At 54.9% G+C, this 12764-nt stretch carries 15 protein-coding genes; 11 read left to right on the top strand and 4 right to left on the bottom strand.

From position 1 onward, the window contains the following. Positions 1–19: 19 nt before the first annotated feature. Positions 20–520 (bottom strand): Dps family protein, encoded by a 501-nt coding sequence (locus J7394_RS05865; protein ID WP_209251552.1) that lies wholly within the window; start codon positions 518–520, stop codon positions 20–22. Between the two features lie 266 nt (positions 521–786). On the opposite strand from J7394_RS05865, the gene J7394_RS05860 reads away from it, so the two are divergent. Continuing rightward, positions 787–957, top strand: coding sequence for a hypothetical protein (locus J7394_RS05860; RefSeq protein ID WP_209227386.1), 171 nt, complete (start codon positions 787–789; stop codon positions 955–957). Positions 958–2055: 1098 nt separating this feature from the next. Here the strand turns inward: J7394_RS05860 and J7394_RS05855 are convergent. The 3 genes from J7394_RS05855 to J7394_RS05845 form a co-directional block, all read right to left on the bottom strand. Further along, complete coding sequence (locus J7394_RS05855) at positions 2056–2361, bottom strand: ArsR/SmtB family transcription factor (RefSeq protein ID WP_371811953.1); 306 nt, start codon at positions 2359–2361, stop codon at positions 2056–2058. A 301-nt stretch (positions 2362–2662) separates the two neighbouring features. Continuing rightward, the gene (locus J7394_RS05850; RefSeq protein WP_209251548.1) at positions 2663–2917 is read right to left on the bottom strand and encodes a hypothetical protein; all 255 of its coding nucleotides are present in this window, start codon (positions 2915–2917) and stop codon (positions 2663–2665) included. 228 nt (positions 2918–3145) lie between these two features. After that, complete coding sequence (locus J7394_RS05845) at positions 3146–3454, bottom strand: hypothetical protein (RefSeq protein WP_209251546.1); 309 nt, start codon at positions 3452–3454, stop codon at positions 3146–3148. Positions 3455–3693: 239 nt separating this feature from the next. On the opposite strand from J7394_RS05845, the gene J7394_RS05840 reads away from it, so the two are divergent. From J7394_RS05840 to J7394_RS05795, 10 genes are all read left to right on the top strand, one after another. After that, on the top strand, positions 3694–3945 hold the full coding sequence (locus J7394_RS05840; RefSeq protein ID WP_209251544.1) for a WGR domain-containing protein: 252 nt from the start codon (positions 3694–3696) through the stop codon (positions 3943–3945). Between the two features lie 525 nt (positions 3946–4470). After that, positions 4471–4875 carry a DUF3768 domain-containing protein gene (locus J7394_RS05835; protein ID WP_209251542.1) on the top strand — a complete coding sequence of 135 codons (405 nt, stop codon included), beginning with the start codon at positions 4471–4473 and terminating at the stop codon, positions 4873–4875. 324 nt (positions 4876–5199) lie between these two features. Beyond that, positions 5200–7065, top strand: coding sequence for a ParB/RepB/Spo0J family partition protein (locus J7394_RS05830; RefSeq protein ID WP_209251540.1), 1866 nt, complete (start codon positions 5200–5202; stop codon positions 7063–7065). 115 nt (positions 7066–7180) lie between these two features. Further along, on the top strand, positions 7181–7474 hold the full coding sequence (locus J7394_RS05825; RefSeq protein ID WP_209251538.1) for a type II toxin-antitoxin system RelE/ParE family toxin: 294 nt from the start codon (positions 7181–7183) through the stop codon (positions 7472–7474). Between the two features lie 5 nt (positions 7475–7479). Continuing rightward, positions 7480–7770 (top strand): addiction module antidote protein, encoded by a 291-nt coding sequence (locus J7394_RS05820; protein ID WP_209251535.1) that lies wholly within the window; start codon positions 7480–7482, stop codon positions 7768–7770. A gap of 22 nt (positions 7771–7792) precedes the next feature. After that, the gene (locus J7394_RS05815) at positions 7793–8335 is read left to right on the top strand and encodes a hypothetical protein (RefSeq protein WP_209251534.1); all 543 of its coding nucleotides are present in this window, start codon (positions 7793–7795) and stop codon (positions 8333–8335) included. Positions 8336–8581: 246 nt separating this feature from the next. Continuing rightward, on the top strand, positions 8582–9184 hold the full coding sequence (locus tag J7394_RS05810; protein WP_209251533.1) for a class I SAM-dependent methyltransferase: 603 nt from the start codon (positions 8582–8584) through the stop codon (positions 9182–9184). Positions 9185–9817: 633 nt separating this feature from the next. Further along, positions 9818–10018, top strand: coding sequence for a hypothetical protein (locus tag J7394_RS05805; protein WP_209251532.1), 201 nt, complete (start codon positions 9818–9820; stop codon positions 10016–10018). 476 nt (positions 10019–10494) lie between these two features. Further along, on the top strand, positions 10495–10920 hold the full coding sequence (locus tag J7394_RS05800) for a hypothetical protein (RefSeq protein WP_209251531.1): 426 nt from the start codon (positions 10495–10497) through the stop codon (positions 10918–10920). Next, the gene (locus J7394_RS05795; RefSeq protein WP_209251530.1) at positions 10917–12752 is read left to right on the top strand and encodes a relaxase/mobilization nuclease domain-containing protein; all 1836 of its coding nucleotides are present in this window, start codon (positions 10917–10919) and stop codon (positions 12750–12752) included. The genes J7394_RS05800 and J7394_RS05795 overlap by 4 nt, the downstream gene beginning before the upstream one ends. Positions 12753–12764 lie beyond the last annotated feature (12 nt).

The following is a 12764-nucleotide window of genomic DNA, read 5'->3' as shown; positions in this document are numbered from 1 at the left end:
GGCTTCTGGCGACGAGCGGTCAGGTCGCAACAATGGCTTTGAGCATCCAAACAGCTTCTTCGTGTTTTGCCATTCTTGTGTTCATCAGATCCTCGGTTGCACCATCACCGTGACGCGATGCGAGCGTTGCCGTTTCGCGTAGTTTGCGTGCAACCGTTTCGTTGTCGGTGATCAGTTGCTTGATCATCCCGTGCGCGTCCTTGATGGTCTCTTCTTCGGTCAGTTTGGCCTGGCTGACCATGTCGGTGAACGATATCGGCGCCACGTGGCCTAGTGCTCGTATACGCTCCGCAAGTGTATCGATTGCCTCAAACAGGTCGCGATACTGTCGCTCCGTCAGCTCGTGGATCGGCAGGAAAAGGGGGCCAACAACGTTCCAGTGGCACCCTTGTGTCTTTACCATCAGCAGCATGCTGTCACACAGGATTTCTGTCACCTCATTTGCGATCCAGGCATTCTTGTCGATACCCGTATCATGGGATTCATCTTGCGCTTCGGGTCTCAGTACTTGCTGTGTCATGTTTCACCTCTTTTGCTTTGCAGTTGATGTAAAGATAGGTGGTGGGTCAAAAAATGCAAATAAAAACATATGGTTAAGGTATGTATCACACCTACCACATAGCTCTTCCATCGCATGACTGACCGCTGCACCCAACATCGCCTGCGAATGTCGTTGTAGATATGGAAAAGCACTGGCATACATGAATGGAGTAAGTGACGTAAGTTGAGGCTTAGAACGTGTCAGATCAATCCCGACCTCCGAAGCGGACTGAAAAGCTCCAATTGATGCTTGATCTTGAAGAGCTCAAGGCAATCGATGATTGGCGGTTTGAAAACCGCCTGCCATCCAGGGCTGCCGCCATTCGAGAACTCATTCGCAGAGGTCTGAACACGGACGAATTCGGCGAACCCCCAACGGATGCTGCCTCAGGTGAGTTTCGCGTGACGGATGAATAACACGCAACAAGCTCGCCCCTACATGGAACGCTTCACGATGTAGGGAAAAACCGGCTTTCTATTTTGATGCTTTGGCACGCGACGCGATGTGTTCCAAATGACATAAGGAATCCGGAAAAGCATTGAATGGTTCGACGCCACAGCGAAGGCACCATCGTCAATCCGAGGCCCGGAGTTCTCAAATACCCCGGCTGCATGTTCTCTCCACAGGATTTTTTCAGAACCGCATTATCGAACCGAAGGCCAAGAACTGGTTTGCTAGTTGGACAAAGCAAGCACCAAGATTTGCCGACGCCACAATTGTGATGTCTGATCTGGATGATAGCTGAAGACTTCCCTACCTACCCGTGCGCACGCTTCAATACACAGCCGGACCTTCTATGCGCGGCCAATTTTCTGGCGTGGAAAAATCTATTGGCTAGAGCCAAACCTCTGAGGCGTTGGGCTAAGTCACAATACCTTGAATTCTTGTTTCACAAACTTTTCCTCTTCACCCTTTTGTGAAATCTTGAAGCGGTTATGAGTGACAGAGTATGTAATTTTCAGAAGACAGTGGAACTGTCTGAACTAAAATTGGCGCTCTCAGCCGGGATTTGTGATCACTGCGGGGTGACAGCTTCGCAATTGGCCAAGCGCGGAGAAGTGCTGGAAGTCTGTGGGCAAGAGTACTGTTTTGACTATGAAACCGGCATGTCCACCGAGACTGTGATTTCATTGTGCGCGAGCTGTCATGAGGCCAACCATCTGGACGCACAGCAACGGCATAACCCTTGTCACATCTCTGCAAGACTTAGCCGAGAAAAAGGGATTGGTCGCTAGGCTCTGGCGGCGCAGGGCAGGGGCCGGCGGACCGCTTGACCGTTGGCGGACATGGTCAATCGTTTTTGTGGCAGTTGGCGGTAGCATATTGTATTTGATGTAGTCAGATGAAATTAGTCAAAGGGCTCGCGCCCAAATTTTGAAATCTCATCACCTGGAGAATGCCAACTTCCGGCCGCCTGGTAACAGACGGAAAAGTACTAAACGAATTTCTCTATTGCCCCGGCACCGACTTCTCACCCCTTGTTTCAAAAGGCACCTTGCCATTCTATTGGCTGCTTATTGTTGACCCACTTCGTCACAGAATAGCTCGTAGAGCACAGCAACAATCTCCAATACTCGTTGGTCGATTACCCTGTAGTAGATGTTCTTCCCGTCGCGCCGAGCGCCGATCAGCCCAGAGAGACGAAGCCGAGACAACTGCTGCGAGGCAGCGGCCTGCCGCATGCTGAAAGCCTCTTCAATCTCTCCGACTGATTTCTCACCATGAAGAAGCAGGCACAAAATCTTCAGACGGCCGTCATGCGACATGGCTTTAAGAAAGTCGGTTGCTTCAAGAGCATTTTGGCTTAGATCAGCTTTCAAGCAGCGCACCATTTAGATTGTCAAATATTGATATCACAATTCGTAGCAACTGTCTTGTTGTGGCTCAGGAATGGCTAGCGCTTGGTTGCCATTGACAAGGCTGCCCAAACACCCACTTGCTGAGGCACTCAGTATGTTCGATTTTGCAATAGTTGGGTAAGATCTGCACAAAGTGCATGCGTAGGTTAAATAGGCAGCGTGCTTGCGCCCGTCAGTGCAAAGGGTTGTTCCACGCATCCATGGCGCTTCTTACTTAATTTGCCCATAATGCAGGTTACAAGCAAAGGACTCTGACGGTACCCTAAGGCTTTTTGTCTTTTCCCATGAACCCCAGGGCGCCCTCATTGTTTAGGGTATCCACAGCCGTATCCAATGCGTCTTGGTCGGAACTGAACTTATCGTCCCAAACATAGCTGGCGTCCTCTGCGTCGGTCACTTCCAATGTCCAGCGGCCCTGGTTTTCCAAGCGATAGATTTCAATTTCAAAGCGAAACCCGTCGACAAGTACAGACTTACACTTGTCCGACATTATCAGTATTGGCTCGTCGATATTCATGACTGCGCTGCTCCAATCTTTTGAACGCAGACGATCTCATATCAGCAATACGCGTAGCTTGGCCAGTATCTGGTGGGAGGGTGCGCGACGCACCAAACTCGTACCCCCTCAAGTAAATCAATAAACCCCCCAGGTACGCCGCGTTAGTCAGATACCGTACTGGTCGAGCTTTCTCAACGTAACAATTGTTTCGATGATGTAAGGAATCTACCGCTGCCGTGGGTACGCTCAGGGCTCATTGCTATCGATCCAGCGGGACATCAGTGAACGATCCCGAAAGCACTCGTCCGGAACAGGACTGCGCTTGATTCGCGCGATGCGCTCCGCAAACGCCACCTGCTTGGAACTGGGTTGGGTATCGCGAACGCGAGGCGCCGATCTCTGCGTGTCAATCCACTGGCTCATCGCGCGCCGATCTTGTTGGATGTCCCATGGCAACACGACGTTTTGTTGTTCTGCCAATTTGCGTGCATAGGCAAGTTGCTTGGCCGTTGCAGCCAGTGCTGTCTGTGTCTCTGAACTGGCAGTTTCGGACATCTGAATCCCCCTTGGCGGCATCACCCATAGTAGAATAAAAGGGGTTCAACTGCAAACATGTTGTGGCTATAATCACACAAAGTTCTATATATTGATACTCATCTAACACCGCCGTATTGGAAGGGGACTTAGATCAATACGCTGCCAATAATTGGTTTGTTTTGGCTGCTGCCGACGCGCGCAGGAGGCGGCTCCAGGTGTCTAAGTACAGTTGCGGTTTAGAAACGGAAGATCAGGTGATGAGGCTCTCAGCGACCACACCTGTCCATCTGATCCACGTGGACCCGGACGTCAACATGGCGCGGTTCTATGGGATTGAGTTGCAACCAACGCTGTTTGGCGAAGTGTCCGTTCTTCGTACCTGGGGACGTATTGGCACAAACGGGCAAGCCATGATGGTGACGTACGAAGATGAAACCGAGGCTGCTGAAGCACTCCAGAAACTCGATAAGCAAAAGCGCCGTCGAGGGTACGTTCCGATTGGTGAGTGACTTCGGGTTGCAATTTGTTTCCCCGGCAATTCCCGAGCCTTTCGTCTCGTGACCGGGCTCTAGGTTTCAGCCGGCCGGCCGGCTTCCACCCAGAACACCCCAGCATAATCTCCCTGAGCCAATAGCCCCTGAACCGTCTCTCGCGAGCCGGGGCAGGGGCTTTGGGTCATGGTCGCTTCCTGCCGCGGTGATCTGCCCGTTCGGGTTACGATCCTTTTTGCGCTCCCGCAGGATCGAAGATCCTTTGGCTTCTTTTGTTGGTCAGGCGGGATTTGGACAAGCCAAACGCCACCCGACGTCAGGGGGAAGGCGCGGCCTCCCCCCTCGGACAAGACAAATAGACAAGACCGTGTCCTCGCGCGAAGCGCTGCGGGCCGCACCACTCTTGTCGATTTGTCCTGTCTCGCCCCTCTCCGCGTTCGCCACGGGGCAGGTTTTAGAGACGACGCCCTTTCAGGGCTCGGCTCAAAACCAGCACCAAAAGGGATCAGCCCCGGAGGTCGTACCACAAAAGGAGAGACGGTTTTGAACCTTGAAACAACAAAAGACATCGAGAATGACACGAGCCTTCAGGCGGCAGAGATTGCAGCCCAGAATGACCTGTTTCGGAAAGCCCTGATCGATCCGACTGCGGCAATCGAAATGCACTCCAAAGGCATTCAGGGTCAGGTGTTTGTCACGCCCGGCGTATCCGGCGAAGGGATCGAGTTCCAAACCGCCGCTTTGGCTGCAGTGGCGTCAGATGACCAGTTTGACGAGGGCAATGACCCATATGGCGATCACACATTCGGAACGGTGACAATCAGCGGCCAGAAGCTGTTCTGGAGAATCGATCTTTACGACGCGGATTACAAATACGGGTCCGACCGTCCGTTTGACACGTCAGTGACGCGCCGAGTCCTGACCATCATGTGCCCCAGCGAATACTGATCCCAACCCTGTCCCAACCGGGCAGGGTCTGCATGCGCAACCCGCGCAGGAAAGGTCCCTCTCGGGACATGCAAGCATGCCCTGCCGGGCAGCGGGTGAGTTCATGCCTGCAACAACCTGAAAGGGGGTGATGAAAATAAGTCAGGAAACCTTGCAGCAACGACGGCACGAAGCCGTTGAGCTGGTCAAGAAGGGAGGTCTCTCCGCCAAGATCGGCCTCGCCTTCTTGAAACAACACGCAGCCGCCTAAGCGGCCCCGCTCTACCCCGAAAGGGGTAGGGCACCTTTAACACGAAGCAAAACACTCAAACAAGGATTTGCCCCATGAGCAAAGTCGAAACATTCACCGCACCGGAAACCATCGAAACCATCGCTCTGTCCGATCTGTACCTATCGGACATCAACCCGCGACAGGACGTTGCCGAGGACGGCATCGCTCTGCTGGCTGACAGTCTGGTCATGTGCGGCCTGATCCAGAACCTCAGCGGCCTACGCGATGCGGATGGCAAAGTCGCAATTGTCGCCGGTGGTCGCCGCCTGCGGGCTCTGAACATCGCCGTGACCGAACGCGCTGATCTGGCACAGGTTCCCGTGAAGGTCACAGACAACCCCTTTGTGGCTGAACAATGGGCCAATGCAGAAAACACTGCGCGTGAGGAACTGGACCCGGTGGACGAGGTCCGTGCCTATGGCAAGATGGCGGAGAAATCCCTGTCTGTTGCCAAGATCAGCAATGCGTTTGGTGTGACCGAAGCCCATGTACGCCGCCGCCTCGCATTGTCCAGTCTGCCCGCCGCCGTACTGGACGCGCTCAAGGCGGGTGAGATCAGCATGGGGCTGGCCAAGGCGATGACCGTCAGCACCGAAGAAGAGAAAATTCTGGACGTGCTGCAGCAGGCCAAAGAGTGCCGGTGGTTCAGTGAACATGATGTGAAACAGGCCCTGACGTCTGAGGCCGTCAGCAGCTCCAACCGCAAAGCCGTGTTTGTCGGACAGGACGCCTATGTTGCGGCAGGCGGCACCGTCACTGCTGATCTCTTCGCCGATGAGGTCCTGTTCAATGACGGCGATCTACTGGATCAACTGTTTGCCGAGAAACTGGCAGCAGAAGCAGAAAAGCTGCGCGAAGCAGAAGGCTGGGAGTGGGTGGACACCCATGAGGAAAGCTACATTCCCTATGGGTTCACAGGCACAGAAGGCATGCACCGTCTGGACATGGTGAGCCGGGACTTCACCGAAGAACAGTCTGAGCGGTATGACGAACTTGCCGAACTCTATGAGGCAGAGGCTCTGGATGAGGAGGGCGAAAAGGAACTTGCAGCGCTCGAGGACTATGCCGCGCCGTTCTATTCCGATGATCAACGCAAACTGTCCGGTGTGTTTCTCTATGTCGGCAACACTGGCGAGATCAAAACATCATCGGCTTACGTTGCGGCGGAACATGTACAGGCTGCCATTGAGGCTGGTGTTCTGACTCCAGTCGAGGAAACAGAGATCAAAGAAGCACCAAAACCGGCCTATTCACAGAAGTTCATCGACGACATGGTGGCGATCCGGCTGGCGGCGATTCAAACGGCTCTGCTGGACAAGCCCGACTATGTGTTGAGCCTGTTTTCCTTCTCCACCACCCCGGCCTCCGGTCTGACCAGCAACCTGTTTGGGTTTGGCTATGGTGGGGCCGAGCGGAACACGCCCGAGATCGACGACCAGTTCATCCTCGATCCGCGTCTTGGTGGGGAGAGGGATGAGGCGGCGGAAGCAGCTTATAACCAGCTCCACGAGATGGCAGCACTAGGCAGCGTGGAGGCGTTCAAAGCGTTTCGTGATCTGGGTAAGAAGACCCGCAATGGAGAGATCACAGCGTTTCTGGCCCGCCGGTTTCTGACCCAGCGCCCGGAGTTCATGGCGGAGATCGAGGCTGAGATCGGCGCAGACATGCGCGCGATCTGGACCCCGTCGGCGGAGAACTGCTTCAAACGCCTGAAAGGCTGGCAGCTGGATGATCTCTACAAAGACCTGCTGGACCTTAATGTCGACACCGACATGTTCAAGGCCTTCGCGAAATCCAAGAAAGGCGCGAAGAACGAGGGGCTGCACAAGCTGTTCAATGATATTGAGCATCAGGCGGCATTGGGTGTGACCGAGGCACAGAAAGCTCGGATCGATGCTTGGGTGCCAGATTGCTTTTGAACCCAATAGGGCAGGGCGCTTTGCGCCCTGCCTTCCAACGGTGTTGTTCTATTTTAATTCAACGCTTTACGGTGTTTCCACTTGAAAGGTTGTAGCTTGTAGGCTACATTTAGGTATGATAGAAATTCGTAAGACTGACCTGTTTGACAAGTGGCTCAAGGGCTTGAAGGACCAAAGGGCGAGAGCCAGGATTTTGGTTCGCATCACGCGGTTGAGTTTGGGCAATCCCGGCGATGTGAAACCGGTTGGTGAAGGTGTGAGTGAACTGCGTATCTCGGAAGGTAAGGGGTATCGCGTTTATTATGTATCGCGTGGCGACGTTTTGATCGTTTTGCTTTGTGGCGGAGACAAGTCATCCCAGCAAATTGACATCAAAACCGCCAAAGCGATGGCAAGAGAGTTGGAGTGAAACACATGGGTGTCAAAACAACGAAGTTTGAAGCGGCTGACTATCTGGACAGCCCCGAAGCCATTCAAGCCTATCTTGAAGCGGCTTTTGAAACCAGCGACACGGCTCTGATCGCATCGGCGCTTGGCGATGTTGCCAAGGCTAAAGGCATGTCGAGCGTGGCCGACAAATCCGGCTTGTCTCGGGAAAGCCTTTATCGCGCACTTAGCGAAAACGGCAATCCCGAGTTTGGCACAGTGCTGAAAGTGCTGAGTGCGGTGGGTGTGACGCTCACCCCAAAATTGCACGCGAGTTAACCGTTCAGGAAGGTCACCCGCCATGTCTACCAACGCGGCCCAGTCCAAAGTCGAAAAAGCCGTCCGCCGCGTCTGGAAATCCGCGCAGATGTTTGTCGGGTTTCATACGGATCAGAAGGGCAAGCCGCGTGAACAGCCTAAGCTCTGGCCGCCCAAAAACGGGAGCGCATCGATCCACAGTGACTCCAACGCACAAGAGGCGATTGTTGTTGTCAAAGCCGCTGACGCGGAGGTTGCGCAGGATGTGCAGATCAAGCTGCACCCAAACCGCATTGTTGTGCGGCGTGATGCGGATATGTGGTGGCAGGGTGTGGCCGTGGATGAGCATACTGTGACGGTTCGTATGGCCGACAACACGATCATTGAAATCCGCCATGACGGGTCGGTGAAACGTCGCTCAGCGGAAGATGAAACCCATGTCGAAGCCGATGGCAGCATCTTCAAATTCACCGAATATGCCGAAGCGCATATGACAGGGGACGGGGTGGAAATGACCCGCCGTACCGAGGATCGCATTGCCACCATCACAGCCGACGGTGTTGTCGATCGCGCGCGCAAGCGTTAGCCTGTGTTCAATACCTCGAGACTTTCCTTCGGTTAAACTTGTGGCCCGCTTCGGGGGGCCTCTTTCTTGTGTGCAAGATCGTAGGCAGAGGCTTGCCGAGGTCGCCTCTATTCCCTCCATATGCCGTTCTAAACCCATGTTGACTGTTGTCGCCAACCTAGCCAATGTCGCGCGTTCGTATCGATGCGTCTGCCTCAGCGCAGATGTGTCGGAGCCGATGCAAACCCACAAGGAAACGCAAGCAACATGACTGATGACTGGAACGACTATGCTGATGGTTGGGACGACAATAGCGACGTCAGACGCTATGCGAGTTGCGCTTTCACGACGCTGGACGAGCACCTGGATATTCGTGGGAAGAATTGGCGATCCAAGCGCGTGCTCGACTTTGGATGTGGCACCGGGTTGCTGGCGGAGAAAATTGCGCCGCATGTTGAAGAAGTTGTCGCGGTCGATACTTCGGAGAATATGATAGCCGTCCTGCAGGAAAAGCAACTGCAAAATGTTAGGGCAGTTCACGGAGACATTCTGGCTGGAGGTGTTCCGGAATTAGAGAACGGGTTTTCAGAATTCGATTTGATCTGCGCTTCTTCCGTTTGCGCCTTTCTCCCAGACTACAATGGCGCTGTGGCAGTGCTGGCGGGTTTGCTCAACAAGGGGGGACATTTCGTGCAATGGGATTGGCAAGCGTCAGATGATGACGGCTTTGGATTGACGCTGAAGCAAATGAAGGCCGCGCTGGAGGCGGCAAGGCTTGGTTCAATTCGGGCCGAACGGATATTCGAGTTCAAATCTGATGAGCAGGTCATGCCTGTTCTGATTGGAGCGGGTATTCGAAATACGGAATGATCTTGCGTTTGGATGAGTGAACAACCATTGCGCCCAATTAGCCGACCTTTGGTATGGCGCGGGAAGCAAAGTGCAACTCAGAGATTTAGCGGTGGATATTGGTCAGATTCCGCCATTGCAAATTGAGTCAGGCTGATCACCTGCGCCGCACGTGCGCTGACCAGGGCCGGACCGCCCGGGTTTTGGCCTCCGCCAATTGGAAAGAGCGGCTTGCATCGCCAGCGATCCTTCATTCTTTGCCTCGAGGGTCATACCGATCCGGAAAGGCCACCTGCATTTGGGCCTGAGCACTGCGCCCGTGTCGGATCGAGGTGATGTTGTCGCCACATAGTAGAGTATCGCTTTGTTCAGATGACTCGCGCGCAACGGTCTCAGTAAGTGTTGCCTGTTCACTTGGCCTGACAGTTTCAACCTCGTTGCCGGAGATGATCCTCGGCTGCGGTGTTTCTGAAGGGATGAACATAAGCGGGCAGTCGGGGAAGACGCGCGGTGCCCGGCCCGGGCACCGCGCTTCAACAAGGAATTTCCCCTGCGCCTGCGGCGCATTCCGCGCGGATCAAATTCCCTGCTGACGTCCCCTTGATGCCCGCTTTTTCCATGTTCACCGAAACACGCCATAGCGAGGATCAAACAATGGCAACTCAAACTCTGAAACTGAACGTCAAGACCGGTGAAAAAGAAGGCAAGACTTTCTGGGATCGGTGCGGGGTTCTTTTCGTCAATACCGATGAGACCGGCAACATCACCTCGATCCAGGTCAAGCACAACATGTTCCCCGGCGTCGAGATGGTGGCCTTCCCGAAGCGCACCGATGACGATGCCGTCACCGAATGACATGAGGGCAGGGCGGCTTAAGCCGCCCTTTCTTCTGCTCCGGCCAAAAGCCGGACCACATATGTGCCACACGTGGCGCGCGGCCAAATGGTCGGGCAGGGGCACCGTCCCACCGCAGCGCGGCTGCTCGTACCCCTGCCACACCCGCCGCGCAGGCGGCGGGAAACTGAGCGCGCTGAGGCGCGCGAAAAATGCCATACTGAACTTGAACGTGCCGGTATGTGACGGGCGCTGTTCGGGCAGCCCACGCTTCGCGTGATTGCCCTGCGCCGGTCCACCGGCACCCACGCCTGCTGGCTGGAAAAGGGGCGGGACCCTTTTCCCGGCGTGGAGATTGCCTCCAAGAGCAAAACTGTTCCGAGGACAATTTGAGAAATGACGGATTTCTAAAATCACCCCCGGTTTCCTCTTGGAGAGTATGACAGGATAAGGTAGTTGTGTTACAAATCAAAATACAACTAAAGATTGATAGCGAGTTGAGCGAGAGCAGGACCTCAGACACCACCGTTTTTTCCGTACGTTTGCCAGTGGATGCGCTGGAGCGTTTGGAAGCGGCTGTGACCGTGCTGGGAGCCAAGAGCCGCAACCAGATCATTCAGCGTTTGATCTATCGGCTGATCGGATATCTCGATCCCGACCCCGGTGTTGTCGATCTCTGGCAGAAGCATTTGCGACAGGTTCAGGGCGGATACACCAACCTCAACCAGCTCGCGAAATCTGCCAAGCGCGGCTCGGTGATCTGGACGGATGACGACCGGCGCGACGTCGAAAATCTCCATCGCGCGATCATCCAGCACCGGCAAGACTTGAAGGCGATGATCACTGCCGCTCGCCGAAACCGAGAGCCGGACTCCGCCATTCGCCGGATCTTGCGCGACGACGATTGGACACCTGAAGAATGAATGCCGCTGCCCGTGATCTGACAGCAGGAGACTTCCTGGAACTTGCGTTCCGCGAGGCTCAGAAAGGTGTCGATCGTTCTAAGCAGATCACTCAGCAGCTGCAGACCGCCAAGCGCATGAAGTTCATGCTTTCGCGGGCCTCATCCATCAAGGCGCGGCTGGGTGCCGTTGTTGGAAAGCCCGAGGCGGTAGTGAAACACGTCCGCAAAGGTGGGGTGAAAAACGCGCATGAGCTGCGCCGCCAGATCAACTATCTGACCGTCCGAGCAGAGGGCGTGTTGGACATCCGAGACAACGGTGTGACCCCGCTCGATGCGGATCAGGTCAGTGATTTGATCGAGACTTGGGCCGAGGATTTCAACGGGAGAACCAACTACGGTTACACCCGTCACATGATCGTTTCTTTTCCTGAAGGGACCTATCCGGACGCCGCTCATGAGGCCGGTTTGGAGTTCGCGGATCGCCTATTTGGCAGCGGTGATTTTGGGGATACCTGGGACTACCTGACAGTGTTCCATAACGACACCGACAACCCCCATGTCCACATCGTTGTGAACAACCGAGGCGTCGAACATGGGCAGTGGTTGGCTATGGGTATGAGCAGTGAAATGAACATCGACGTTCAACGCTCTATCCAGGTCGAAGTTGCCGAAGAATACGGAATTGAGCTGACCGCGACGACCCGTCTTGAGCGCGGTTTGCGACAGGAAGTCGAGACCGACACGTGGAAAGTTCAGGCCGGAATGTCGGTTGTTGAAAGCACCCCGGAAGTCGAAGTTACGGCCCGCGACATGGCCGCCGATGTGATGACTCTCTCCATCGCAAGAATGTCGGATCTGTTTGATGAGCGCGCCAACGCCGTCAAAGACCGGATCGAAGAGTTTGCCATCCAACTCGTTGAAAGTGAGGAACCTATGGTATCGAGAATGGAACATCTACTGGATCAGGCCCATCATTTTGATGACTATGGCGAGCCTGGAGACCCGTCTTATGTGTCGCCCGAAGTCATGAGCAACTTGCGGCGACACATCGAATTAGGCAGTTCTGAGGCAACAATAACGCCCGAGCTGAAGGCTCAGGTTGTCGCCCATATCAGCGACGTGCGGGACAACGAACAGAGCCATCCGTATCTGTCTGCCCTTGCTGATATTGTCGATGACAAGGAGTTCCAGGCGTCCGCTGATTATGCCCCGGCAGCACGCCGCTACGAGGTCTATATGCAGGACACCTTGGGCGAGGGTGCCTATGAGGACTTCCAGTCTCAGACCAAAGAATTGCTGCAATCCATCGACAAGATGGAAGGGCTGGCCCGTGCGGTTGACGACCCGCAACTGCGTGTCGCAACGGACATTCAGATTGGCGAGCTGAAGGGCGATGTCGCGGATCTGCGCACCAATGATCCAGACCTTCAAGCCTTCATCATCGAGGACCGGCGCTATTCAACGATGATGGGAATGGGCATAGCTGAAATGGATACCCTCGACTATCCAGAGGCCGAACAGTGGGCGGCGATCCGCAAGGAAGTCACCGACACGGCCAGCAGCTACGGCCTCGATGGCGAGGCGTTCGTTGCCCGCTTTGGCGACCATCACAACGTCACTTTGGGAACAACAATGGGATGGCGCAGCGACGATATTTCGACCGCAGCGGCCCACTTCCAGGCTCAGGGATTGTCGGACAGCCACGACCGCGCCGAGGCCGTTGTTGACGAGCTGCACCGGCTTGCTTCTTCCAAGATCATCGCAATCACCGAAGAACTCTCAGAGGTTCACGCCCACGCAACACATCCGCTGCTGCAAGGGCGCGGTGAGGATGACGGTCACAGCCTATAGGACTTCACCCGG

This window comes from Ruegeria sp. R13_0, assembly GCF_017743995.1.
In the GTDB taxonomy this organism is placed as follows: domain Bacteria; phylum Pseudomonadota; class Alphaproteobacteria; order Rhodobacterales; family Rhodobacteraceae; genus Ruegeria.
The sequence above is the reverse complement of the archived record's forward strand: the minus strand, read 5'-3'. Positions and strand labels throughout refer to the sequence as shown.

Excerpts from the sequence above, each read along its gene's own strand:
- J7394_RS05865 (WP_209251552.1), bottom strand. The coding sequence starts at position 520 with ATGACACAGCAAGTACTGAGACCCGAAGCGCAAGATGAATCCCATGAT.
- J7394_RS05860 (WP_209227386.1), top strand. The coding sequence starts at position 787 with ATGCTTGATCTTGAAGAGCTCAAGGCAATCGATGATTGGCGGTTTGAA.
- J7394_RS05850 (WP_209251548.1), bottom strand. The coding sequence starts at position 2,917 with ATGAATATCGACGAGCCAATACTGATAATGTCGGACAAGTGTAAGTCT.
- J7394_RS05845 (WP_209251546.1), bottom strand. The coding sequence starts at position 3,454 with ATGTCCGAAACTGCCAGTTCAGAGACACAGACAGCACTGGCTGCAACG.
- J7394_RS05840 (WP_209251544.1), top strand. The coding sequence starts at position 3,694 with ATGAGGCTCTCAGCGACCACACCTGTCCATCTGATCCACGTGGACCCG.
- J7394_RS05830 (WP_209251540.1), top strand. The coding sequence starts at position 5,200 with ATGAGCAAAGTCGAAACATTCACCGCACCGGAAACCATCGAAACCATC.
- J7394_RS05825 (WP_209251538.1), top strand. The coding sequence starts at position 7,181 with ATGATAGAAATTCGTAAGACTGACCTGTTTGACAAGTGGCTCAAGGGC.
- J7394_RS05820 (WP_209251535.1), top strand. The coding sequence starts at position 7,480 with ATGGGTGTCAAAACAACGAAGTTTGAAGCGGCTGACTATCTGGACAGC.
- J7394_RS05815 (WP_209251534.1), top strand. The coding sequence starts at position 7,793 with ATGTCTACCAACGCGGCCCAGTCCAAAGTCGAAAAAGCCGTCCGCCGC.
- J7394_RS05810 (WP_209251533.1), top strand. The coding sequence starts at position 8,582 with ATGACTGATGACTGGAACGACTATGCTGATGGTTGGGACGACAATAGC.
- J7394_RS05805 (WP_209251532.1), top strand. The coding sequence starts at position 9,818 with ATGGCAACTCAAACTCTGAAACTGAACGTCAAGACCGGTGAAAAAGAA.
- J7394_RS05795 (WP_209251530.1), top strand. The coding sequence starts at position 10,917 with ATGAATGCCGCTGCCCGTGATCTGACAGCAGGAGACTTCCTGGAACTT.